Origin of the sequence: Streptococcus oralis, assembly GCF_019334565.1 — a bacterium.
Classification (GTDB): domain Bacteria; phylum Bacillota; class Bacilli; order Lactobacillales; family Streptococcaceae; genus Streptococcus; species Streptococcus oralis_CR.
The window spans coordinates 1,226,560-1,248,780 of sequence record NZ_CP079724.1; the positions used below are offsets into that span (position 1 = coordinate 1,226,560).

The 22,221-nt window shown below is 42.7% G+C and carries 21 protein-coding genes, 2 tRNA genes and 1 other RNA gene; 4 read left to right on the forward strand and 20 right to left on the reverse strand.

Going from position 1 to position 22,221, the window contains the following annotated elements; translation table 11 throughout:
- Nucleotides 1-12 precede the first annotated feature (12 nt).
- From gla to KX728_RS06120, 6 genes are all read right to left on the reverse strand, one after another.
- Complete coding sequence (gla, locus tag KX728_RS06095; protein ID WP_000348117.1) at nt 13-882, reverse strand: aquaglyceroporin Gla; 870 nt, start codon at nt 880-882, stop codon at nt 13-15.
- A gap of 157 nt (nt 883-1,039) precedes the next feature.
- Nucleotides 1,040-2,206 carry an ATP-grasp domain-containing protein gene (locus KX728_RS06100; protein WP_215804533.1) on the reverse strand — a complete coding sequence of 389 codons (1,167 nt, stop codon included), beginning with the start codon at nt 2,204-2,206 and terminating at the stop codon, nt 1,040-1,042.
- Nucleotides 2,207-2,218: 12 nt separating this feature from the next.
- Nucleotides 2,219-2,959 carry an esterase family protein gene (locus KX728_RS06105; protein WP_215804532.1) on the reverse strand — a complete coding sequence of 247 codons (741 nt, stop codon included), beginning with the start codon at nt 2,957-2,959 and terminating at the stop codon, nt 2,219-2,221.
- Between the two features lie 20 nt (nt 2,960-2,979).
- Nucleotides 2,980-3,804, reverse strand: a complete 825-nt coding sequence (locus KX728_RS06110; RefSeq protein WP_215804531.1) for an alpha/beta hydrolase — start codon at nt 3,802-3,804, stop codon at nt 2,980-2,982.
- A gap of 136 nt (nt 3,805-3,940) precedes the next feature.
- Nucleotides 3,941-5,155 (reverse strand): tRNA uracil 4-sulfurtransferase ThiI, encoded by a 1,215-nt coding sequence (gene thiI, locus KX728_RS06115; RefSeq protein WP_215804530.1) that lies wholly within the window; start codon nt 5,153-5,155, stop codon nt 3,941-3,943.
- An 8-nt stretch (nt 5,156-5,163) separates the two neighbouring features.
- On the reverse strand, nt 5,164-6,306 hold the full coding sequence (locus KX728_RS06120) for a cysteine desulfurase family protein (RefSeq protein WP_215804529.1): 1,143 nt from the start codon (nt 6,304-6,306) through the stop codon (nt 5,164-5,166).
- A 137-nt stretch (nt 6,307-6,443) separates the two neighbouring features.
- Between KX728_RS06120 and KX728_RS06125 the strand changes: the two genes are divergently transcribed.
- Nucleotides 6,444-6,869 carry a DUF6556 family protein gene (locus KX728_RS06125; RefSeq protein WP_215804528.1) on the forward strand — a complete coding sequence of 142 codons (426 nt, stop codon included), beginning with the start codon at nt 6,444-6,446 and terminating at the stop codon, nt 6,867-6,869.
- Between the two features lie 44 nt (nt 6,870-6,913).
- On the opposite strand, the gene KX728_RS06130 is transcribed toward KX728_RS06125, so the two are convergent.
- The 4 genes from KX728_RS06130 to KX728_RS06145 all read right to left on the reverse strand — a co-directional run bounded on the left by KX728_RS06130 (nt 6,914) and on the right by KX728_RS06145 (nt 12,904).
- Nucleotides 6,914-9,220 (reverse strand): DNA translocase FtsK, encoded by a 2,307-nt coding sequence (locus KX728_RS06130; RefSeq protein WP_215804527.1) that lies wholly within the window; start codon nt 9,218-9,220, stop codon nt 6,914-6,916.
- A gap of 86 nt (nt 9,221-9,306) precedes the next feature.
- Complete coding sequence (locus KX728_RS06135) at nt 9,307-11,259, reverse strand: PTS fructose transporter subunit IIABC (protein ID WP_215804526.1); 1,953 nt, start codon at nt 11,257-11,259, stop codon at nt 9,307-9,309.
- Nucleotides 11,256-12,167, reverse strand: coding sequence for a 1-phosphofructokinase (gene pfkB, locus KX728_RS06140; protein ID WP_049520746.1), 912 nt, complete (start codon nt 12,165-12,167; stop codon nt 11,256-11,258). Before pfkB ends, KX728_RS06135 begins: the two co-directional genes overlap by 4 nt.
- Entirely contained in the window at nt 12,164-12,904 is a 741-nt protein-coding gene (locus tag KX728_RS06145) for a DeoR/GlpR family DNA-binding transcription regulator (protein WP_000920660.1), read from the reverse strand. The genes pfkB and KX728_RS06145 overlap by 4 nt, the downstream gene beginning before the upstream one ends.
- A gap of 161 nt (nt 12,905-13,065) precedes the next feature.
- On the opposite strand from KX728_RS06145, the gene KX728_RS06150 reads away from it, so the two are divergent.
- Nucleotides 13,066-13,153 (forward strand) — tRNA-Ser (locus tag KX728_RS06150).
- A 177-nt stretch (nt 13,154-13,330) separates the two neighbouring features.
- Here the strand turns inward: KX728_RS06150 and KX728_RS06155 are convergent.
- The 6 genes from KX728_RS06155 to KX728_RS06180 form a co-directional block, all read right to left on the reverse strand.
- Complete coding sequence (locus KX728_RS06155; RefSeq protein ID WP_212575716.1) at nt 13,331-14,290, reverse strand: hypothetical protein; 960 nt, start codon at nt 14,288-14,290, stop codon at nt 13,331-13,333.
- 79 nt (nt 14,291-14,369) lie between these two features.
- Nucleotides 14,370-14,457, reverse strand: a tRNA-Ser gene (locus tag KX728_RS06160).
- Between the two features lie 71 nt (nt 14,458-14,528).
- Nucleotides 14,529-14,876, reverse strand: a transfer-messenger RNA (tmRNA) gene (gene ssrA, locus KX728_RS06165).
- A gap of 58 nt (nt 14,877-14,934) precedes the next feature.
- Complete coding sequence (locus KX728_RS06170) at nt 14,935-15,570, reverse strand: SGNH/GDSL hydrolase family protein (RefSeq protein WP_065371701.1); 636 nt, start codon at nt 15,568-15,570, stop codon at nt 14,935-14,937.
- Nucleotide 15,571: 1 nt separating this feature from the next.
- Nucleotides 15,572-16,399, reverse strand: coding sequence for a Cof-type HAD-IIB family hydrolase (locus KX728_RS06175; protein WP_065371700.1), 828 nt, complete (start codon nt 16,397-16,399; stop codon nt 15,572-15,574).
- A gap of 23 nt (nt 16,400-16,422) precedes the next feature.
- Nucleotides 16,423-17,742 carry a CapA family protein gene (locus KX728_RS06180; protein ID WP_080980458.1) on the reverse strand — a complete coding sequence of 440 codons (1,320 nt, stop codon included), beginning with the start codon at nt 17,740-17,742 and terminating at the stop codon, nt 16,423-16,425.
- A 155-nt stretch (nt 17,743-17,897) separates the two neighbouring features.
- Between KX728_RS06180 and def the strand changes: the two genes are divergently transcribed.
- Nucleotides 17,898-18,509, forward strand: a complete 612-nt coding sequence (gene def / locus KX728_RS06185; protein WP_042767740.1) for a peptide deformylase — start codon at nt 17,898-17,900, stop codon at nt 18,507-18,509.
- Between the two features lie 44 nt (nt 18,510-18,553).
- Entirely contained in the window at nt 18,554-19,282 is a 729-nt protein-coding gene (gene rlmB / locus KX728_RS06190) for a 23S rRNA (guanosine(2251)-2'-O)-methyltransferase RlmB (RefSeq protein ID WP_000855758.1), read from the forward strand.
- A gap of 32 nt (nt 19,283-19,314) precedes the next feature.
- Here rlmB and trxB read toward each other — a convergent pair whose 3' ends face one another.
- The 4 genes from trxB to KX728_RS06210 all read right to left on the reverse strand — a co-directional run bounded on the left by trxB (nt 19,315) and on the right by KX728_RS06210 (nt 22,137).
- A complete protein-coding gene (gene trxB / locus KX728_RS06195) occupies nt 19,315-20,226 on the reverse strand; it encodes a thioredoxin-disulfide reductase (protein WP_219108614.1) in 912 nt (303 codons plus the stop codon).
- A gap of 65 nt (nt 20,227-20,291) precedes the next feature.
- The gene (locus KX728_RS06200) at nt 20,292-20,516 is read right to left on the reverse strand and encodes a DUF4059 family protein (protein WP_000924294.1); all 225 of its coding nucleotides are present in this window, start codon (nt 20,514-20,516) and stop codon (nt 20,292-20,294) included.
- Between the two features lie 77 nt (nt 20,517-20,593).
- On the reverse strand, nt 20,594-21,337 hold the full coding sequence (locus KX728_RS06205) for an amino acid ABC transporter ATP-binding protein (RefSeq protein WP_215804524.1): 744 nt from the start codon (nt 21,335-21,337) through the stop codon (nt 20,594-20,596).
- Complete coding sequence (locus KX728_RS06210) at nt 21,337-22,137, reverse strand: amino acid ABC transporter permease (RefSeq protein ID WP_215804523.1); 801 nt, start codon at nt 22,135-22,137, stop codon at nt 21,337-21,339. Before KX728_RS06210 ends, KX728_RS06205 begins: the two co-directional genes overlap by 1 nt.
- Between the last annotated feature and the right edge of the window lie 84 nt (nt 22,138-22,221).

Below are 22,221 nucleotides of genomic sequence, written 5' to 3' on the forward strand. Positions count from 1 at the left end.
CAGTTTTATTTTTTATAGGTAAAGTAGTTTAAATAGTGCTACTGCTGCAATACCCGCTGCAATTGGAGCTACAACCGGAACCCATGCATACCACCATTTTGAATCACCCTTGTGTTGACCAAGAACTGATTTTGGAAGGAGTTCATGAAGAAGACGTGGTCCAAAGTCACGAGCTGGGTTCAAACCAGGTCCAGTAGGTCCACCGAGTGAAGTTACCAAGGCCATTACTAGGAAACCAAGTGCCAAGTGCGCAACTGAGATCCCAGCAGCTGTATGTGGAGCTACTTGAGCTTTCACTGCCAATTCACTTAAATCAACAGTTTGTCCAGCTTGAGTAGCCATTTGTTTCATGTATTGAAGAACCTCAGCACCAAAGAAGTTTTTAGTCAAACCAAGTGCTGCAAAGAAAAGAACAAATGAACCTACAAACTCATTGAGGAAACCGTTAACAGTAGCTGCAAAACGTGATTCTTTTGTACCGTGGTCGATGCTTGAAATCGTTGAGAAGGTACCCAAGATATTGTTTGGATTTTCTGTCTTCAAGTAGTAAGGACGGTGAGTCGCTACAACCAAAGCTTGACCAAAGATTGCTCCCAAAACTTGTGCTAGGATGTAATATGGTACTTGCTCCCAAGAGAAAAGTCCACTAACAGCAAGTCCAAGAGTGAAAGCTGGGTTGATGTGGTTACCAGATACATTACCAAACATCAAGGCTGGGATCATAACCCCCATACCATAACCAACCGCGATAACGAGCCAGCCACTTTGGTGACCTTTCGTACCTTTAAGTTCAACGTTAGCAACTGCACCATTACCAAGAATGATCAAAATAGCAGTTCCCAAGAATTCTGTGGCATATTTAATAGCCCATGTAAAATCCATTTGATAGATTCTCCTTAAATTTTTTTAGACAATCCTTATTCTATCAATTTTTAGGCCTTTTAGCAATATCTTTTCTAAAAGAATCTCTGGAAAACGCTTTATTTAACTTATCTTTAAGAAAAGGACAAAAGAAGTCAAACTCCTTTTGTCCTAATCGTTATTCTTGACGTTGACCAAAATCTGCAATCATCTGCTCCATCTCTTGGCGACTCGGAGTGGTCAACATATAAAGGTAGTCCCCTTGTAGCTCTGCAAAGGCTGCTGGCATGATTTTTTTGACCTTGAATTGCTGGCTGTACTTAGCAAGCAAGTCTTCTTCTGAATAGACATAGTTTGCATTGGCACGACGTGATGTAGCTAGACAGTATTGAGGTTCAAACTCTGATGCTGGGAACTCTTCTCCTGCGACAATAGCTGCATAACCTCGGTAGAGATCCAAGGAGTGGGCAAAGTTATAAACATCAATGGTAAAGCCACCTGCAGGACGGTTATTGTACTCAATGGCAATGTAGTCATCCCCGTCACGGAAAAACTCGATATGGAAAAAGCGCTCTTTCATACCAAATTCCTTGACAATGGCCTCGCCATACTTGCGCAGTTTGGGATCCATATCCTTGAGTACATAGTAGGAATTGTCCATCTTATAAATCATGAGATCAAGTGGTGTATGGGCGTAGTCGAAAGTCGTTGAAAAGACGATGTTGCCATCTTTGTCCACAAGCCCGTCAAAAGTACAGATTTCGCTAGAAGTGACAAATTTTTCAAAGAAATAAACGGTTGAATGGTCCCATTCAGCCTTAAAGTGATTTACATCGTCTTCTGTCTCAAGCTTAAAGGTTGCTGCCGCTCCCACTCCATTATCAGGTTTGGCAATCATTGGTAGACCGATTTCGGTCACTGCTTTATCCACATCTGCTTCCGTATGGATAACAGCACCAGGTACCACAGGGACACCTGCTTTTTTGAAAAGTTTCTTCATATCAGACTTAAACTTGGTCTTTTTGAGATCCTCTGGTTTGGCACCAAAAATATTGAATTGCTCTCTGAGTGTTGCGTCCAGCTCAAGCCAGTATTCATTGTGGGACTCGATGCGGTCGATTGGTCCATGCTTGTAGAACAGAAAGGCAACAGCACGTTTTACTTCGTCTATGTTCTCAAGATTGTCCACACGGAAATACTCAGTTAGGCTATTTCGCAAAGGTTCATCTAGTTGTTCGTAAGGTTCTTGACCAATCCCCAAAACGGTGATGCCTTTATTGGCTAGCTCGATGGTAAACTGTTGAAAGTTTTGCGGATAGTAGGGAGAAATAACAAGGTAATTCATAGGCAACTCCTTTTATAGATACAGGTGTCCAAGAAAATAGGGCATTTGTTTACGCCACCATTCCCAGTTGTGGGCGACATCGTGTCCCCATTCAGCAAACCAGGCTGGAATTTGTTTCTGGTCAAAGGCTTCTTTGAGCTTGTAGAAAGATGGTAGACCATCTTGTTCCCAGGCACCAAGGCCCGTACAGACAACGATTTCTGCCTGACGGTAACGATCAATAAACCAGCCATCGTTTTGATTCCAGATATAATCTACAGGCGAGTTTTGGTAAATAGCATCATCATTGTAGTAATCGCCAACGAAGAAACGTGCGTCGTAAACACCACTGAGGGCAATCACCTTGGTAAAGACATCTGGATGCTGGAGAAAGAAATTGAGTGCATGATAGGCCCCCATCGAGCAACCTGTCGTCATCATGCCATCAAACCAACCTGTCTTGTGCTTGATAAAAGGAATGGCCTCCTCAATCACATAGCGTTCGTAGGCACGATGCATCTCCGCCTGGTCATGACCATTTTTCCAAGTAGCCAGCCAGCTCTCACTGTAAACACTGGAGAGCGTAAAGAACTGGACGCGCCCTTCCTCGATAAAGGAAGCACAGGCGTCGATCATGCCAAAATCATAGTATTCGTTGTGACTGCCACCAGATGAAGCAAAAACAACAACTGGAATCCCAGCATGTCCATAACGGTTGAGGTACATTTCACGGTTGAGATTGCCACTCCAGTGGCTAAGGTTTTCAATATGCATTGGCTTTCTCCTTTCTTAACTTACCATTTCTCTGCAAAAAATCGGAGACAGTCTGGTAAATTTTCCGACCAAGGTATTTCACTATGGATGGCACCAGACTGAACTTTCAAGACAAGATTATCCAAGCCTACTCCACCTGCAATCAAATCACGGTAATAGCGAAGCGACGAGTCGATATAGGCTTGTTTAATATTGCCAGCCATCAAGGTCTTGTCCGTATCGTCTGCTTCTTCTGTTCCTACATAGATGAAAATGCGCTGTTCAGGCGACAATTTCTTCCGCTCGATATAGCGGTTAAAGGCTTCTTGGTGAAGCCAGTTGGCAGATGAAAAAACACCTAGACAACCAATTCGGTCTTGGTACTCTAGTCCGATAAATTGGGTAATATTGCCTCCTAGTGACGAACCAATCATAGCTGTATTCTGGCGATCAGCTTTGGTTCGGTAGGTTTCATCGATAAAAGGCTTGACCACCTCCATGACAAACTCGGCATACTCCACACCCTTACCGCCAAACTGCTGGCCTGGGATAGGAGATTCTTGAAACTTCCAAGCCGCATACTCATTCATCCGCCCCATACCGTCATTATCTATGGCAACGACAATCATGCGACTGATATCAGGATTCCGCTTAATAGCTGGAATAATCTTCCAAGAGTGTCCGATATAAGACTCCTTGCTGTAAAAGACATTTTGTCCATCATGAAAGTAAACAACAGGATAAAAACGGTCTGTGTCTTTCTCGTAGTCCTTAGGCAGAAGAACACGCACACGACGCTCTTTTCCAGTATAAGGAACCTTGAGTTTGTGTTCTTTCATTTTTAAGTAAAAGTAGGAATGATTCATTGTCAGAAAACTCTCTATATTCAAAATTTTATCTTATTATACCATAAAAATAGAAAAAAAGTCAGTTAATGTCCATTTTAAGGATAAATAACTAACTTTTTTCATTTATTTTTCTGAATTCTTCTGGGTTTTCTGATTAGAGGAGATTATCAATTAACTCATCGACAGCATCTTTTTCAACCTGGGGAGTGATTTCAGTAATCATGATACCTGCCACGGCTCTCTCAACCAAGCCTTCAACATCCATGCGTTTTTCATACTGCTCTGCATTCTCTATCTTAGGATTAGTCTTAGGACGGTCAGGTGCAAAAATAGTACAGCAGTCTTCAAAAGGCTGGATTGAAATTTCAAAGGTATCGATTGCCTGAGCGATGTCAATGATTTCCAACTTATCCATAGTAACCACAGGGCGAATGACTGGAGTGCTGGTCACAGCGTTGATAGTCTGCATACTTTCCAAGGTCTGGCTAGCTACTTGGCCAAGACTTTCCCCATTGATGATAACTAAACCATTTCGTACCTCACGGATACGGTCGGTAATGCGCATCATAAAACGACGCGTCAAGGTCATGAGGTAGGCTTCTGGCGCCTTAGCCTTGATTTCTTCTTGAATCTCTGTGAAAGGTACTTCGATAAACTGGATATTTCCACCAAACTTGGTCAATTTTCGAGTCAAATCGTGGGCTTTCTTGAGGGCACCAGGACTTGTGTATGGCGGGCTAGCAAAGTGGACGGCTTCAATATCTACCCCACGTTTAAGAGCTAGATAACCTGCTACAGGTGAGTCAATCCCTCCTGACAACATGAGCATGCCTTTACCAGAACTTCCCACAGGTAATCCTCCTGCTCCACGAAAGGTTTCATAGGAAAGATAGGCAGCATCTTCACGAATCTCAACCTGAAGATTAATATCTGGATTTTTCATCTGAGCTTGTACGTTTGGAATAGCCTCGAAAACAGCTCCACCAAGAGTTTGATTCAGTTCACGACTATCGAGTTCAAAGTTGTGGTCGCTACGCTTGCTAGTGATTTTAAAGGTCATCCCTTCCTTGTAGATTTCCTTCATAATCTCTTGGACAGCAGACTTCAGAACGTCCACTGACTTTTCAATCTTATACACAGGAGAAAAGTTTTGAATCCCAAAGACTTGTTTGAGCGATTCTGCAACTGCTGTATAATCAGCTCCATTGAGGTAAGCGTGGGCACGGTCGCGATCTGCGGTTACCTTAACTTGGGGATAGATGGACAAAACGTCCGAAATATTATTACGAAGTTTATTGATGAAACGCATACGATTTTTGTGTTTGGTTGATAATTCTCCGTAACGAATCATAATTTCTGAATACTGCATAAATGCTCCTATCTTACTTTTCTAGTTTGATTGTAAATTAATTTTAGCTTGGTCAAAAACTGCTCGACCTGACTCATATCATTTTCCAAGTCTAGGCTTAGACGCACAGCTGACTGGGCCTTATCCTTGTCCACTCCCATGGCAATCAAGGTCCCCGCAGGTTTTCCTGCCTTGGACGAACAAGCAGAGGTTGTGGAAATGAAAATGTCATAGTCTTCAAAAGCGTGAACAATGACTTCACCACGAACACCTTTAATCCCAAAAGTCAGGATATGAGGGGCAAAGTCTTCCTCATCTGAAAAGACAAAAATATCTGGATAATCCAGAAGGGCTTGACGAATGACTGCCTTCATCTGCCCTGTCTTACTAGCAAAGATAGCTAATTTTTCCATAGATAAACGGAGAGCTTTGGCTGTCGCTGCAATACCTGCCACATTTTCAGTTGTCGAACGATAGTCTCCCTCTTGACCACCACCTGTTAAAAGAGGCGTAATCTTCTTACCAGACTTGATATAGACAAGGCCAACACCTCTGACACCATGAAACTTATGACTCGAAAAGGTTGCAAAATCCACTCGATCTGTCAGATATTTTTCAGTCGGAATCTTAGCGAGTGCCTGAACTGCATCAACATGGAAGGAAATAGTTGGCTTGTCTGCCAAAAGTTCTGAGATGGCCTCAATAGGCTGGATAGAGCCGATTTCATTGTTAACTGCCATGATGGAAACGAGGATCGTATCAGGTCGTATCAATGCTCCTAGAGCCTCAACATCCACAAATCCTTTCTCATCAACTGGAGCAAAATCTATCTCAAAACCTTGACTTTTCAGCCAAAGGGCTGATTCCTTGACTGCTGGATGTTCAATAGCTGACACAATGATGTGCTTGCCAAACTGGGCTTTTTCAAAGGCCACACCCTTGATGACCCAGTTATCTCCTTCTGTTCCACCAGAGGTAAAGAAGATTTCATCACTTTTCTTGCCAATCAAATCTGCAATTTGCTGCCGGGAAGCATCTAAAATTCGTGTTGCCTGATCTCCCAAACGATGGAGACTAGACGGATTTCCTACAATTTTTGAAGCGACCTGCATGTAAGTTTCAAGTGCTTCAGGATAAGGCTTGGTTGTCGCCGAATTATCAAAGTAGATCATGTTTTCTCACGCTTTCTAAAATCACTTCTTCTATTGTATCACGAAAAGAGACCTGCGACAAGGAAGGGGGATTCCTCTTTTTTTAAGATTTTTTTAAAGAAATGAGGTATAATAAATCATAATTAAAGGAGAGTATCATGTCTAACTATCGTAGAACTTCAAAACCAAAAACAGAACACATCAAAAAGGGATTTACTGTCTTTCAAAAAACGATTGCTACCATCGGTAGTATCCTTGGCCTCATCACCGCTACTATTACCATCATGAACGCTATGGATAATAACAAAAACAACAAAAAAGAACCGACGACAACCCAAACAACTGTTGTCAAGGAAATTCAAAAGGAAGCCCCTCAGGAAAATACTACTCCTAACAGGGACAACACTTCTACTAAAGAAAATACCACGCAAGAAGAAACTTCTCAATCCAATAAAAAAGAGGAGAAAAAAGAAGAACAGAAGACAACAACTCAGGACTCTTCTACACCAGCTACAAATAAAGAAACAAGCGATAATGGAACACAGTCAAATACGACGAGTTCTGAAACTAAAACGAACCAGTAATCAAAAAAATAACTTCTTTCCAAATTTGGAAAGAAGTTATTTTTTTATTGTTGCAATACTTTTCGTGGTTTGGTTCCCTCAGCTGGACCGATGACACCTGCCATTTCGAGTTCCTCCATCAGGCGGGTTGCACGGTTAAATCCAACAGACAAACGACGCTGAATCATCGAAGCGCTAGCTTTCTGGGTTTCAATAACCAAAGCCTTAGCTTCTTCAAAAAGCGGATCGCCACCAGCTTCACCATCAGAGAAATCTCCTTCATTTTCAGGGACATCTCCTGGGTCAAAACTCTCATCGTAGTCCGCATCCGCCTGAGCCTTGATGAAGTTTACGATGCGTTCGACATCATCATCTGAGATAAAGGATCCTTGTAGACGGACTGGGTGATTTTCATCAATTGGTTTAAAGAGCATATCTCCTCGACCGAGTAGTTTCTCTGCTCCATTTTCATCCAAGATGGTTCGTGAATCTGTACCTGATGAAACTGCAAAAGCCACACGAGATGGGACATTGGCTTTAATGAGACCAGAGATGACATCAACCGATGGACGTTGCGTTGCGAGAATCATGTGAATCCCTGCGGCACGCGCCTTCTGTCCGAGACGAATGATGGCATCTTCTACTTCCTTGCTAGCCACCATCATGAGGTCTGCCAACTCATCCACAATGACAACAATCAAAGGAAGTGGCACTTGTTTGTACTCAGATTGGCTATTAAATTCCTCTACCTTGGCATTGTAACCAGCGATATTTCGTACTCCAACCTTAGCAAAGAGTTCGTAACGATTTTCCATCTCATCCACAACCTTTTGCAGAGCCTTGCTGGCCTTGCGTGGATTTGTCACAACTGGAATCAAGAGGTGAGGAATGTCATTGTAAACCGATAACTCAACCATCTTTGGATCCACCATCATAAACTTGACCTGATCTGGTCTTGCTTTCATGAGAATGCTAGCGATAATACCGTTAACTGCGACTGACTTCCCTGATCCCGTCGAACCTGCAACAAGTAGGTGGGGCATCTTGGAAAGATCAAAGGTTCGAGCCGTTCCATTGACAGCCTTACCTAGAGGAATTTCGAGGAGATTTTCTGGTTTAGTCTGAGACTGTTCCCAGAGTTCACGGAAGGAAACAGTCGCAATCTCAGAGTTAGGAACCTCAATTCCAACTAAGGATTTACCAGGGATTGGAGCCTCTATCCGAACATCCTTAGCCGCCAGAGCTAGCGCTAAGTCGTCTGCCAGATTGGAAATACGGTTAACCCGTACACCAACTGCTGGCTTGACTTCATACTTGGTAACTGATGGCCCAATTTCAGCCCGTTCCACCGTCACCTTGATACCAAAGCTAGCAAAGGTTTCTTCTAGGATTTTGATATTTTCTCGAACAATCTTCTTTTCCTTGGACTGATCTTTGGGTTTATCTGGCGCAAAGAGTTGCAAGCTTGGCAGTTTGTATTCAAGGGCTTCTTTGGCAGAAAAATCAACCTGCACCTCTTCATCCTCAAAATCTTCTTCCACATCTGGAACGTCAAAATCAGTTTGAGGGAGGATAATCTCCGGTTCGATCCACTCTTCCTCAGGAATTGGGGGGAAATCGTAGTCTGGTACCTCTGATAAGATTTCTCCCGTTTCAGGATCTACAGGAGGAAGCGGTAATGCATCCTGTTCTTCTTGTTCTCTCTGAATTCTGGCTGCTTCTTCAGCTTCTTGACGAGCCTTCTCTTCTTCTCTCTTGATGAAGCGTTCTTGTTTTCTCTGTTCCTGTTTTTCCATGAAGGATCTGAACTGAGCTCCACTAAAGGCTGCAACATCATAAATAGACCAGGGACTAACCAAGAGTGCCCCAACTAGAATCAAGAGAAGTCCAATAAAGTACGATCCGATATTGGAGAAAAGAAAGGATATGGGGATATAGAGTCCAACACCAAGCAGGCCTCCACCAGCAAAGCTAGTCACCCGCATACCAGTCAGGTCCGTCATAACTTGAGACAGGGTCCCTTTTAGGACTGACTGCTCCAAGCCAAATTTCCATACCAAGTAGGCCTCAAAAATCAAGAGCAAGCCAGCGAAGATACAAAGAAATCCTGACAGAAGTCCCTCTTGCTTGCGTATCCATTTAAAAAGAAAAAGATAGATGAGGAGGGCACCTATAGCAACATAGGCCAAACTTCCAACCACCAGTCGAATGAGATTGTAAAGAGTGACACCTGCCGCTCCGAGTTTGAGGGCTGCAATAATCAACAATAAGGCAATTCCTAAGGAAATCAACATCCTCTGGATAGCCTGTTTTCTTTCGAGTTCTGCTTTAGACGGTCTCCGTCTTGTTTTTGTAGTATTCTTGTTTGCCATTCTTCTATTATACCATATTTCACAACCATTTCGAATAGAGAAAAAGATTGCACCAAATGGTAACAATCTTTCTATTCTAATCCATTTTATGCTTGTGGCTTGCGTAGGTAACCATAAACCACACCACTTACAATTGCGCCAACCAATACAAAGGCAAGGTAAAGAAGGGCATTTGAAGTAAGAGCGATGACGAAGATTCCTCCGTGTGGCGCCATAAGTTTGATTCCTGCAAGACCAACGAGTCCACCTGCTACTGCTGAACCAAGAATGAAGCTTGGGATCGCACGAGCTGGGTCAGCGGCACCAAATGGGATCGCTCCCTCAGTGATAAATGACAAGCCCATGATGATGTTTGTCAAACCAGAGTTGCGTTCTTCTTTGGTAAATTTATCTTTGAAAAGAAGGGTTGCGACAAAGATAGCAAGTGGAGGTACCATTCCTCCCGCCATAACTGCTGCCATAGCTACAGAACCACCTGAAGAAACAGTCGCTGCAAGCGTACCTGTACCAAAGACATAGGCTGCTTTATTGACAGGCCCACCCATGTCGACAGCCATCATTCCACCAAGAACGATACCGAGAAGGACAGCTGAACCTCCTCCAAGACCGCCTAAGAAGTTATTCATAGCAGTGTTGATTGCTGCCATTGGAATATTGACAGCCAACATAACAAATCCTGTCAAGATTGTTCCGAAAAGCGGTAGGATAAGGATAGATTTAGCACCTTCAAGTGAACGAGGAACTTTAACGTATTTCTTGATAGCAAGAACCAAAGCACCTGCGATAAATCCACCAACAAGGGCACCTAGGAAACCAGATGAGACACCTGCAAGGGTTGAAGTTGCTTCACCTCCTGCAGCATAAGGGATTTTACCAAAGGCAAAACCTTCTTTGGCAATAGCACCAGCCACAAAACCTGCTACCAAACCTGGTTTTTCAGCGATAGAGTAGGCTACGTATCCTGCAAAAACTGGAAGCATCAAGCCAAAGGCAGCCCCACCGATTTTCATGAACATAGAAGCTAGTTCATGGTAGGATCCGAGGTTGCCAAGACTATCTTGTGGCACACCAAAAGCTCCGTCGATTAAGAAGGCGAGGGCAATCATGATACCACCACCGATAACGAATGGTAACATTTGAGATACACCACTCATCAAGTGTTTGTAGAAAGCTCCACCGATACTTTGTTTTTCATTAGATGCTGTTGCAGCTTTTGCTCCATTAGCAGCACGATAAACTTCAGCATCTCCTGAAAGAGCCAAGTTGATCAGCTCTTCTGTCTTACGGATACCGTCTGCAACTGGACGGTTAACCAAAGGTTTTCCATCAAAGCGATCCATCTCTACAGCCTTGTCAGCAGCGATGATAACAGCTTTAGCCTTGCGGATGTCCTCTACAGTTAGTTGGTTACCAACACCGCTAGCTCCGTTTGTTTCAACCTTAATCCCAACACCCATTTCAGCAGCCACTTTTTGAAGGGCTTCTTGAGCCATGTATGTGTGGGCAATACCTGTCGTACAAGCTGTAACAGCTACGATAAAGTCGTCAGAGTCATTAGCAGGTACTTGAACAGGCTCCTCAGCTTTTTCTGAAGCTTGGTTAAAGAGTTCGATAACTTGATCTGCAGATGTTACTTGACGAAGTTTGTCAGCAAATCCGTCTTTCATCAAGTATTGAGACAATTCTGCCAAGGCTGCCAAGTGAGTATCATTGGCACCTTCTGGAGCTGCAATCATGAAGAAGAGATCTGTTGGTTGCCCATCTAAGCTTTCGTAGTCAACACCCTTGTTTGACTTAGCAAAGAGAACCGTAGCTTCTTTAACTGCAGAGTTCTTGCTGTGAGGCATAGCGATTCCATCACCCAAACCAGTGGAAGTTAGAGCTTCACGCGCTAAGATTCCTTCTTTAAAGGTTTCAAAATCCGTCACGTAACCGTGATCTACCAAACTTTTAATCATCTCTTCGATGACAGCTGTTTTTTCAGTTGCCTGCAAATCCAGCAACATGACATCTTTTCTCAATAGGTCTTGAATTTTCATCGTTTTTCTACCTCAACTTTTTCATATGTTTCTTTAATAAATTCCGCTGTTGCCAAGTCATCCGAGAAGGTAGTTGCTGTTCCACAAGCCACTCCCCATTTGAAGGCTTCTACTGCGTCTTTTGATTTGACAAATTCACCGGTAAATCCAGCAACCATTGAGTCGCCAGCTCCCACTGAATTTTTGACTGTTCCCTTGATAGGTTTGGCGAAGTAAGATCCCTCAGATGTGACAAGAAGAGCACCGTCGCCAGCCATAGAGATGATAACGTTTTGAGCACCTTTGGCCAGTAACTGACGAGCATAGTTCTCGATTTCATCTAAACTTTCGAGTTTCACTCCAAAGATAGCTCCAAGCTCGTGATTGTTTGGTTTAACCAAAAGTGGCTGGTAGTCCAAACTATCAATCAAGGTCTGTCCTTCAAAGTCACAAACCACTTGCGCACCAGTCTGGCGTGTCAAGGCAATCAAATCTTTGTAGATAACATTACCTAGATTCTTAGCACTTGAACCTGCAAACACCACTGTATCTTCTGCTGTTAAACTAGATAAGATAGCTTTCAATTCTTCTAGCTGAGCCGGTTCAACATTAGGACCAGTCCCGTTGATTTCTGTTTCTTGGTCTGCTTTGATTTTAACATTGATACGAGTATCTTCTGCTACTTGAACAAAACGTGTCTCAATTTCCTCTTCTGCCAAAGTATCTGTGATAAATTTACCAGTAAATCCTCCAATAAATCCAGTCGCAGTATTAGGAATATCCAAGCGCTTCAAAACACGGCTAACATTGATTCCTTTCCCACCAGCAAACTTATCATCACTGTCCATACGATTGACATTGCCAACTTGAACCTGGTCCAAGCGCACGATATAGTCTATGGATGGATTAAGTGTGACTGTATAAATCATACTTCTATTACCTCCGTTTTCTTCTTAATAGCCTGCAAGAGCTCATGCCCTTGACTTGTGATGACAATAGCGCGTTTAAGTGGTGCGACCTTGGCAAAGCAAGTTTGACCAATCTTAGACGAATCGACCAAGACATAAGTCTGTTTGGCATTCTCTAAAATAGCACGCTTAACGGCTCCCTCCTCCATATCAGGAGTTGTATAATAACCATCGTCCACACCATTCATCCCGATAAAGGCACGGTCAAAGTGCAATTGATTGATTTGGTTAAGAGCAACACCACCGATACATGCATCTGTTGCCATCTTGACACTTCCTCCAACCATGACTGTTGGAATCTGTTTTTCAACCAACTGAACCGCATGGTGAATGGAGTTGGTCACAACTGTAATATTCTTATTAACCAATTCCTTGATTAAAAAAGCAGTTGTCGTTCCAGCATCGATAAAGATAACATCTTGTTCCTTGATAAGAGAGGCTGCTTTCTGAGCCAGTAGCTTCTTCTCTTGAAGGTTTTTGACAGATTTTTCTTGGATGGTTTCTTCTTCCTGCAAGGAGTGGGGCAATTCTGCTCCACCATGCACACGGCGAAGCTTGTTCTCCGCCTCCAACTCGTCCAAATCTCTTCGTACTGTCGATTCTGATGTTTCTAATAGACTAACCAATTTTTCTAAGGAAACTACATGATGTTGATTTAACTCCTCTAAAATCAGTTGCTTCCGCTCGGTTTTTAACACCAAATCACCTCCTGTTATCGTTTACACTATTCATTCTAGCACAATTTTTGGCGAAGTCAAGCATTTTTTATCATTTTCTTTCAAATTCTATCATTTTTCTTATTTCCAAAATTTTTATTGCAAGATAAGTGGCTTTATGGTAGACTATTTGAGTAAGTATTGGAAGATTACTCAAGAGGCTTAAGAGGCCGTGTTGGAAACGCGGTAGGCGTGTAACAGCGTGCGTGGGTTCGAATCCCATGTCTTCCGTAGAAAAAAGAAAAACTGCACCTCAATGCAGTTTTTTATCGTTCTAAGAACAATATCTAGAAATGAAAGGCTGAGTTACTCTAACTATCACACCACATTTTTGTATCCTGCCCTATCCTAATTTATAAAAAACAAGTAGTTTATTAAGACTACTTGTTTTTCTTTTAAATCTAAAGATTAGATATTACTTTTATCTTTTTTATCTGAAGATTTGTCTGTTGATTTATCAGTGGATTTGTCTGAAGATTTATCAGAAGACTTGTCTGTTGATTTGTTATTAGACTTCGTTGAGTTTTTACGGACAATTTTATCATAACCTTCTGTATCATCAAGCAACTCTGTTGCTAAAGTACGGTAATCTTCTTGAGAAATCAACCAGTTTCCATCCTTATCCTTAGTTAATTTGATTTCAGTATCAAAATCACCAGTAGTGAAAGGTGTATGAGCTAAGTTAGGGTCAACGTCACTGTATGTTGAGAAATCTTTCTTAAATAGATGCTCAAAAATCCAGAAAGAAACCAATGTTTGGTAACGCTTGATGTCAACGTTTGAACCAGCTTGATTGTATTTACCTAGGTTATCAACACCTCCAATAAGAGTAGTGAGAACTTCCCTTGTAGATGAAGCCAATCCTTTAGAGTGTAACTTCTTAGAGTTGAAAGTAACAGTCGCTGTATTTCCTGATTCATCAACCTTCACGTCTTTAACAGTGTATGAACCGATATCTTGATATAATCTACGTCTCATCTTCAAGAAACCTGAAATGGTTTCTTCTGGAGTTTCTACAGGGAAATCTTTGTGCCATTGTACTGAGTAGGTAGACGCAGGTGAAAGCCCTTCTTCTTTGATTTTTTCACTTGTTTGAACTGCAAACACAGCCTCAGTCCATTTTTCATAAGTGTCGCCATAAATCTTCTTAAATCGAGCAGAGTCGCTAGTAAGAACTGAGTCTAAGAGAATTTCAGCATCTTTTGTAACTTTTTCTTTAACTTCTGCTGCTTCATCCTTCTTCTCAACTTGTTCCGTATTCTCCTTGTTATCAGAAGAAGCTTCAGATGACTGATTAGAAAATACAGAACATGCACCCAAGACAACCGTCGAAAGTGCTAAGATACTTAGTAACTTGATCTTTTTCATGTTTCACCTCATTATGAAAATTTACTCTTGGAGACTACCTCCAAGGATAGTTATTTAGAAAAACACTGGGTTTATCTAACGGAGAATGGGGGATTCGAACCCCCGCGCCAGTTACCCGACCTAACGATTTAGCAAACCGTCCTCTTCAGCCTCTTGAGTAATTCTCCACTAACATACTAGAATAAATAGGATACAACAAAGGATACAATTTGGAAAAAATCTACTGTATACCTGTTCATAATGGAGCCGGTGGGAGTCGAACCCACGTCCAAACACCTGCCAACATATTTGTCTACAACCATAGGTTATGTATTGTTTTAACAGTCCCTCGACACATAACTCAAGCCTAGGAACTGCGAGTCTATTAATCTCTTATCAAACCACTAGACAAGGCTTGATCGTATCTCGCTAATCATAAGACCTGTCATTGAACACGAGCAATCCAAATCAGGTCACGCCTGCTGGTTTTTAGGCAGCTAGAGCGTAAGAAGTGTTATTTTTTGCAGTTATATTTAACTGAGCGTTTACGTCGCCACACGGGTTGCAAAATATGCCTCATAATGCCTGTCGAATCCGTAACGACCCCAGGATATTAGAACTATTATAACCTATCTTCAAAAAAAATGCAAAATCAAGCCGTTTCTTTAGAAAAGAACCCCTTTTAAGGCTTCTGATAAGGCTTGATAACCGGCTACACTTAGATGGAGGCCATCCGTTGTATAGGCTGATTGAAGTTGCCCTTCTGAATCTGCCAAACTATCATAAATCGGCACAAAATCTACCTGCACATAGGCGGATGCTAGAGCATCATAGGCTTGATTCCATTCTCTAATCTTTTCATTGGTACGAATATATACTGTCTGCTTGTATTTCTCTCCCTCATTGACTGGCAAAATGGAAAGGAGCTTTATTTGTGACAGCGGATATTCTCTGGCAATCGATTGGATTACACGCTCGAGATTATCCAAGGCTTCATTCATGGGAATATCTTTTCCAATATCATTTGTCCCAATTAGGAGAACAATTTGATCCACAGCATCACCATAAAGATGGGCATCTAGATTCTCTAATAACAGTTTCGTCTGGTAGCCTCGGATGCCACGATTGACAATCGTCTTTGCAGTCCCAAACAACTCTTGTAGAGGATAATATTCCACAATCGAATCGCCGATAAAAATTACATCTGGCTCTAGGACAGAAACTTGATTCAATTCACGATACTTGGTTTGAATCTTCTCCTGCTCTTTTAGGAGCCAATTCTCTAATAACTGTACTGCCACCCTATCCCTCTTTCTCTAACCAATTCTCTAGAACTTGATAAACGCCCGCCTGGCTGTTGGCTGGTGCCAGGGCAGTCGCAACTGCCTTGACATTATCAGCTGCATTTTCCATCGCATAGGCAATTCCAGCCAGCTCTAACATTTCGACATCATTTTCACTATCACCAAAAGCCATGATCTGTTCCGATGTCAAATCCCAGCGCTTGAGTAATTCTTCCAATCCCCATGCTTTATGAATCCCGGCTTGGAGGATGTCAATGCAACCATAACCGCTGGAAACAGCTCTTACACGCCCATCAAAGAGGTCATTGATTTCCTGCAAAACAGAACTAGAACGTTCCTCTCCAACAACCATGCTCATCTTTAACACTCCACCAAAGAGGTCAGCTTGCAAGTCTTCCACAAAATTCATTCGTTGATAGAACTTTTCAATCATCTCTGGTGTCATAAATTTTTCTAGGTCTGTAAAAACAGTCCCTTTCTTGACAAAACCACCCTTCATACCTGTTACGACAAACTGATCTCGGCACTCTCTCCCTTTAAAATGAACTAAAGCCTTATCAACCATGGCATCATCCCAGGTCTGCGCTTGAATCAGTTTATTGTTTTCAAAAATACGCGCCCCATTGGCAACGACTAGAACTACTCTACTCGCCAAGTGTTCTAGTAATTGCCTCATACGGTGAACTTCATTCCCCGTCGCAATGACAAAACGAATATCCCTTTGATCCAGCAGATCTAAAATCTTTTCCAAGCGGGGCAAATCCAGCTGCCCCCTTGGGTCTAGCAAGGTTCCATCCATGTCTGTTGCAATTAATTTAATCGTCATCATATCTCCTTTAGGGCGAGTACCTACCACTTCAACCCTACATGTTCATTCATTTCTTTATAGGCCGTGTCAATTCGTTCCTTGGTCGCCTCATCCAACTGCTCACGGTGACTGCCTCCCTCGATGAAGTCCTCTAGGATATAGGTCTGATAGAGGAAGAGCGGATAGCCTTCTGGAGAGTAAGTCCCTTTGGGTGTTCGATTGACCCAAGTAGGATGCGCTTTGGCCGTTTCAATCCTAGTCTTGCCATCTTTTTTCTTAATGGTCACATCCATGAGAACACCGCGCTCCGTCCACTTGGCATTTTCCTCGTCTTGCATGGTTTCAATGCGTTGATTTGAGAGGAAATTTCCCATGGAGTAGATGATCAGTTTTTTGTCACCATCTTTTTCAACTGTTTCAGCAGGTTCAACGACGTGAGGATGCCCTCCAAAGATAATATCTGCTCCCCAGTCAATCATCTTATGGTACAGTGTTTTCTGTTCTTCCGTTGGTTCTAGCTGGTACTCAATTCCCATCTGAGGCATGATGACAGTAATATCCGCCTCCTTCTCTGCACGCTCGATTTCTGCCTTCATCTTATCTTCATTCAAATCAGAAAGATAGCGATTATAGTCCTCTTGAGAGATATACTGCTCAATGCCATTAAAACCGTAAGAATAGGCCAGGAGAGCTACCTTGATACCATTGACTTCCTTGATGACTATAGGTGCTTGGTCTCGGGATTCATGCGTGTAGACTCCGATGGGTGTCATTCCAGCCTTTTCAATAGCTTGAGCCGTCGAAACCACTCCCTCAATTTGAGAATCCAAGATGTGATTATGAGCCAAGTCTAGAACTTGGTAGCCTGCATCCTTGATCGCATCCATGACTTCCCCTGGTGCATTAAAGAGAGGATAACCTGCCAAGTAGTGGTCCTTGTTCACCGTTCCTTCAAAGTCACCAATCACCAAATCCGCTTGTTTGAGCCAGGGTTTTACATACTCAAAATTTTCATGGAAATCATAGGTCCCATCTTCTTTAAGAGCTGTTCGGTAGATGGGGATATGATAAAGAAGGTCACCATTTGCCATGATACGCGCCGTCGTTTCACCAGACTGATCTTCCTTGGATTGACTGGAAGTACTTGCAGAATCAAGAGTTTGACTACTAGGACTCGTTCCCTTACTACCTTGTACTGCTCGAACTAATAAGTTCCCCCCCATGGATAAGGCAACTGCAAGCAGTAACACAATAATAAACTGAGCATTGGTCCAGGATTTATAATTCCGAAAGAAACCAATACTTTTCTCCAACAATCCATCAATAGCTCCATGAGACCGTCTATCTTGTCGCTTTTCCATCTTTATTCCCCCCTTGCTTTTACTGCAAGTCTTTTCTTTTATTATACCACAGACAAAAGAGGAATACCGTTTATTATATTATTTTTTAGGAACTTCTGCGACTTTCTTTCTCGCCTATTTTGTGTTATCATGTAGAGGTAATGAAAGGAGAGAAAATGTCTGCTATAGAACGTATTACAAAAGCTGCTCACTTAATTGATATGAACGATATTATCCGCGAGGGGAATCCGACGCTTCGCGCAGTTGCTGAGGAGGTCACTTTCCCACTGTCTGACCAGGAAATCATCCTTGGCGAAAAGATGATGCAATTCCTCAAACATTCCCAAGATCCTGTTATGGCTGAGAAAATGGGGCTCCGCGGTGGTGTTGGATTGGCTGCTCCCCAACTCGATATCTCAAAACGCATTATTGCCGTTTTGGTCCCAAATATTGTAGAAGAAGGTGAAACTCCTCAGGAAGCCTACGACTTGCAAGCTATTATGTACAATCCAAAAATCGTCTCTCACTCTGTTCAGGACGCTGCTCTTGGCGAAGGAGAAGGTTGCCTTTCTGTTGACCGAAATGTGCCAGGCTATGTTGTCCGTCATGCCCGTGTCACTGTTGATTACTTTGACAAGGACGGCGAAAAACACCGTATCAAGCTCAAGGGCTACAACTCCATTGTTGTCCAACATGAAATTGATCATCTAAACGGAATTATGTTTTACGATCGTATCAATGAAAAAGACCCATTTGCTGTCAAAGATGGACTCCTCATCCTCGAATAAAGAAAATCCCGTTGCAAGACGGGGTTTTGTGTTATAATAGAGGCATGAAAACAAATGATATTGTCTATGGCGTCCACGCCGTCACAGAAGCCCTCCTTGCAAACACTGGAAATAAACTTTACCTCCAAGAAGATCTTCGAGGTAAGAATGTTGAAAAAGTCAAGGAACTGGCTACAGAAAAGAAGGTATCCATTTCTTGGACCTCAAAAAAATCCCTCTCTGAAATGACCGAAGGCGCTGTCCATCAAGGATTTGTCCTTCGAGTTTCTGAATTTGCCTATAGCGAGCTAGAACACATTCTTGCCAAAACGCGTCAAGAAGAAAACCCTTTGCTATTGATTCTGGACGGATTAACTGACCCCCATAATCTAGGTTCTATCTTGCGAACAGCTGATGCGACCAATGTTTCAGGAGTCATCATTCCCAAGCACCGTGCTGTCGGTGTAACTCCTGTCGTTGCTAAAACAGCTACAGGTGCTATTGAGCATGTACCGATTGCGCGAGTGACCAACCTCAGTCAAACCCTAGATAAACTCAAGGATGAAGGCTTCTGGACCTTCGGAACGGATATGAACGGTACTCCTTGCCACAAGTGGAATACAAAAGGGAAAATCGCCCTCATCATCGGAAATGAAGGAAAAGGCATCTCCAGCAACATCAAAAAACAGGTCGATGAGATGATTACCATTCCCATGAATGGACATGTTCAAAGCCTCAATGCCAGTGTTGCTGCAGCCATTCTCATGTACGAAGTTTTCCGAAACCGACTATAAAAAAGTTTCCAATCAAGTGATTGGAAACTTTTTTAACTATGTTCAGTAATAAATTTGTAGGCTTCTTGACCAGCGATAGCCCCATCTCCAACTGCTGTTGTTACTTGGCGAAGGTCTTTCTGGCGAACATCCCCAATCGCAAAGATACCGTCAACGGCAGTTTTCATGTGATTGTCTGTCACAATCCAGCCTGCCTGGTCTTGGATATTCAATTCTTTAACAAAATCACTAACAGGATCTAAACCGACGTAGATAAAGACACCTCCAAAGATTTGCTCAGTCACTTGACCTGTTTTCACATTTTCAAATACGACAGATTCTACTCGGTTTTCACCTTTGATTTCCTTGACTACAGAGTCCCAGATAAAGTTGACTTTCTCATTTGCAAAAGCACGGTCTTGCAAAACCTTTTGGGCACGAAGTTGGTCACGACGGTGAACAATGGTAACAGTCTTGGCAAAGCGAGTCAAGAAGAGGGCTTCTTCTACTGCCGAATCTCCACCACCGACTACGAGCAAGTCTTGGTCACGGAAGAAAGCTCCATCACAGACTGCACAATAAGAAACACCGCGACTGGTCAGTTCTTCTTCTCCGGGAACCCCTAAGAGACGGTGTTTTGACCCAGTTGCCACGATGACAGTACGGGTTTCGTAAACTTGATCATCAGTGATTACCTTCTTATAGTCACCCTTGTCTTCAATATTTTCAACATAGCCATAAAGATGCTCCACTCCAAGGTTTTCAAGTGGTTCAAACATCTTTTCAGCCAATTCAGGTCCACTGATGTTGGCATAACCTGGATAGTTTTCAATATCAGATGTGTTGTTCATTTGCCCGCCTGGCAGACCACCTTCAATCAAAGCCACTTTCAGATTGCTGCGAGCGGCATATAAGGCAGCGGTCATTCCCGCAGGTCCAGCACCGACAATAATCGTATCGTACATTTCGATTCCTTCTTTCTTGTTGTAACTATCTTTATTCTAACTCATTCTTGCTAGCCACGCAAGGATTATGCCTTGAAAACCAAGAGCAAACTCATGACGGCAAAGGATAACACCGGAACGACCAAAACTCCAATCATAATCATATCATAGAGATGAGCTTGGCGAGCTTTGGCTGTCTTGTCCACACCAGACATGGCTCTCAATCCGATCCAAATCCCCAGAAAAATCACGACAAGGATGGTCGTTAAGATCAAACTCTCGAAATATAAAGAAAATAGATGCAGTAGCATGATCTCTCTCGTTTCTATCTTTTTTAAAGAGTAAACTCAGCTAGTCCAACTAACTGAGTTTTCCTTTTTCTATTATATCAAATATAAGTCCGTTTGTAACTAGCAAAGAATTCTTTTGTTCGTTCTTCTTTCGGATGATTGATGATTTCATCCGGTGTGCCAGACTCGATAATTTTCCCTTTATCTAGGAATAAAACCTTGTCTGCCACTTGGGCTACAAAAGACATATCGTGACTGACCAAAATCATGGTCTGACCTGACTTGGCAGCATCTGCAATAGACTTTTCTACTTCACCGACCAACTCTGGGTCGAGGGCTGAAGTGGGTTCGTCCAAGAGCAAGACATCTGGTTTCATAGCAAGCGCACGCGCGAGGGCACCCCGTTGCTTCTGTCCACCTGATAAGTGGCGAGGGTAATGGTTTTCACGGTCAGAAAGTCCAACCTTAGCCAACTCTTCCTTGGCGATTTTTGTTGCTTCCTCGTCCGATAATTTTTTAACGACAATCAAACCTTCCTTGACATTGTCAAGAGCAGTTCGGCGTTCAAACAAATTAAACTGTTGGAAAACCATGGACAACTTGCGACGAAGGGTTAGGATCTCTTCTTGGCTAATCTGAGAAAAATCAACTTTAAAATTGTCAATCTGAATCGTTCCACTATCTGGAGTTTCAAGGTAGTTCAAACTACGAAGAAAGGTTGATTTCCCAGCTCCAGATGAACCTATCAAAGCCACTACCTCACCTTTTTGGATATCCAAGTTCAGATGATTCAAGACTGTCTGTCCTGAAAAGGATTTGCTTAAATTCGAAATCTTAATCATTAACGAAGGTCTCCTTTCACATCTGTAGACACTGTATCCGGTGCTGAGATAGCCATTTTTCTCTCGATGAAACGGCCGAGGCTTTCAATTCCGATATTGACCACCCAGTAAACGAGAGCAACGGAGATGAAGCGTTCAAAATAGCGGTAAACTGCTCCACCTAAAATCTGAGCTTGGGCAAAGACCTCCACAACACCTGCGCTAAAGGCTAGAGAAGTTCCCTTGGTCAAACCGATAAGGGAATTAATCAAAGTCGGTGTCGCAACTACCGCCGCATTTGGAATAATCACGCGACGATAAACTTGCGCTCGCGTCATACCCAAACTGCGTGCCGCCTCAATTTCACCGGGATTAACAGAAAGGATGGCCGCACGAATCGTTTCACTTGCATAAGCCGCCTCATTAAAAGCAAAGGCCACAATCGCAAAAAGCGCTGCTGGAATCGCATTGATATTGAGACCAGTTCCCCATTGTTGGTTGATAGCTTTCAGTGCCAAAGGAATTCCGTAGTAGGTCAACATAAGTTGAACTAGGATTGGGGTACCTTTTAAGAAGCTGACGAAAAAGGCCTGCAAGGGATATAGAATCTTAACACGATTGATCTTAACAATGGCAAAAATTAGGGCAAGTAGCAAACCAAAGAGTGCACCTCCAAGCGTCAACATCAAGGTTGTAGGCAGTTGTTGGACAATCCTTGGAATTCCATCAAAGACCGAACGCAAACTAAAGAGCTTACCATCCGGAATGAGTTGCATCAAACTTTGGTACCAATCTGATGCTAAAAATGTTGTAACAGTCATAAAAACATCCTCTCCTGATAATGATCCATTCTATCATACTTCTGCTCGCAAGCAAATTATTTGCTACGGGCGGGCTACTAAGAC

What these genes read in the sequence shown, in the direction of transcription:
- KX728_RS06105 (WP_215804532.1), bottom strand. Translation starts at nt 2,959, where the DNA reads ATGCATATTGAAAACCTTAGCCACTGGAGTGGCAATCTCAACCGTGAA.
- gla (WP_000348117.1), bottom strand. Translation starts at nt 882, where the DNA reads ATGGATTTTACATGGGCTATTAAATATGCCACAGAATTCTTGGGAACT.
- def (WP_042767740.1), top strand. Translation starts at nt 17,898, where the DNA reads ATGTCTGCTATAGAACGTATTACAAAAGCTGCTCACTTAATTGATATG.
- KX728_RS06125 (WP_215804528.1), top strand. Translation starts at nt 6,444, where the DNA reads ATGTCTAACTATCGTAGAACTTCAAAACCAAAAACAGAACACATCAAA.
- KX728_RS06120 (WP_215804529.1), bottom strand. Translation starts at nt 6,306, where the DNA reads ATGATCTACTTTGATAATTCGGCGACAACCAAGCCTTATCCTGAAGCA.
- KX728_RS06175 (WP_065371700.1), bottom strand. Translation starts at nt 16,399, where the DNA reads ATGACGATTAAATTAATTGCAACAGACATGGATGGAACCTTGCTAGAC.
- KX728_RS06205 (WP_215804524.1), bottom strand. Translation starts at nt 21,337, where the DNA reads ATGATTAAGATTTCGAATTTAAGCAAATCCTTTTCAGGACAGACAGTC.
- trxB (WP_219108614.1), bottom strand. Translation starts at nt 20,226, where the DNA reads ATGTACGATACGATTATTGTCGGTGCTGGACCTGCGGGAATGACCGCT.
- KX728_RS06210 (WP_215804523.1), bottom strand. Translation starts at nt 22,137, where the DNA reads ATGACTGTTACAACATTTTTAGCATCAGATTGGTACCAAAGTTTGATG.
- pfkB (WP_049520746.1), bottom strand. Translation starts at nt 12,167, where the DNA reads ATGATTTATACAGTCACACTTAATCCATCCATAGACTATATCGTGCGC.
- KX728_RS06200 (WP_000924294.1), bottom strand. Translation starts at nt 20,516, where the DNA reads ATGCTACTGCATCTATTTTCTTTATATTTCGAGAGTTTGATCTTAACG.
- thiI (WP_215804530.1), bottom strand. Translation starts at nt 5,155, where the DNA reads ATGCAGTATTCAGAAATTATGATTCGTTACGGAGAATTATCAACCAAA.
- KX728_RS06110 (WP_215804531.1), bottom strand. Translation starts at nt 3,804, where the DNA reads ATGAATCATTCCTACTTTTACTTAAAAATGAAAGAACACAAACTCAAG.
- rlmB (WP_000855758.1), top strand. Translation starts at nt 18,554, where the DNA reads ATGAAAACAAATGATATTGTCTATGGCGTCCACGCCGTCACAGAAGCC.
- KX728_RS06135 (WP_215804526.1), bottom strand. Translation starts at nt 11,259, where the DNA reads ATGAAAATTCAAGACCTATTGAGAAAAGATGTCATGTTGCTGGATTTG.
- KX728_RS06130 (WP_215804527.1), bottom strand. Translation starts at nt 9,220, where the DNA reads ATGGCAAACAAGAATACTACAAAAACAAGACGGAGACCGTCTAAAGCA.
- KX728_RS06100 (WP_215804533.1), bottom strand. Translation starts at nt 2,206, where the DNA reads ATGAATTACCTTGTTATTTCTCCCTACTATCCGCAAAACTTTCAACAG.
- KX728_RS06180 (WP_080980458.1), bottom strand. Translation starts at nt 17,742, where the DNA reads ATGGAAAAGCGACAAGATAGACGGTCTCATGGAGCTATTGATGGATTG.
- KX728_RS06155 (WP_212575716.1), bottom strand. Translation starts at nt 14,290, where the DNA reads ATGAAAAAGATCAAGTTACTAAGTATCTTAGCACTTTCGACGGTTGTC.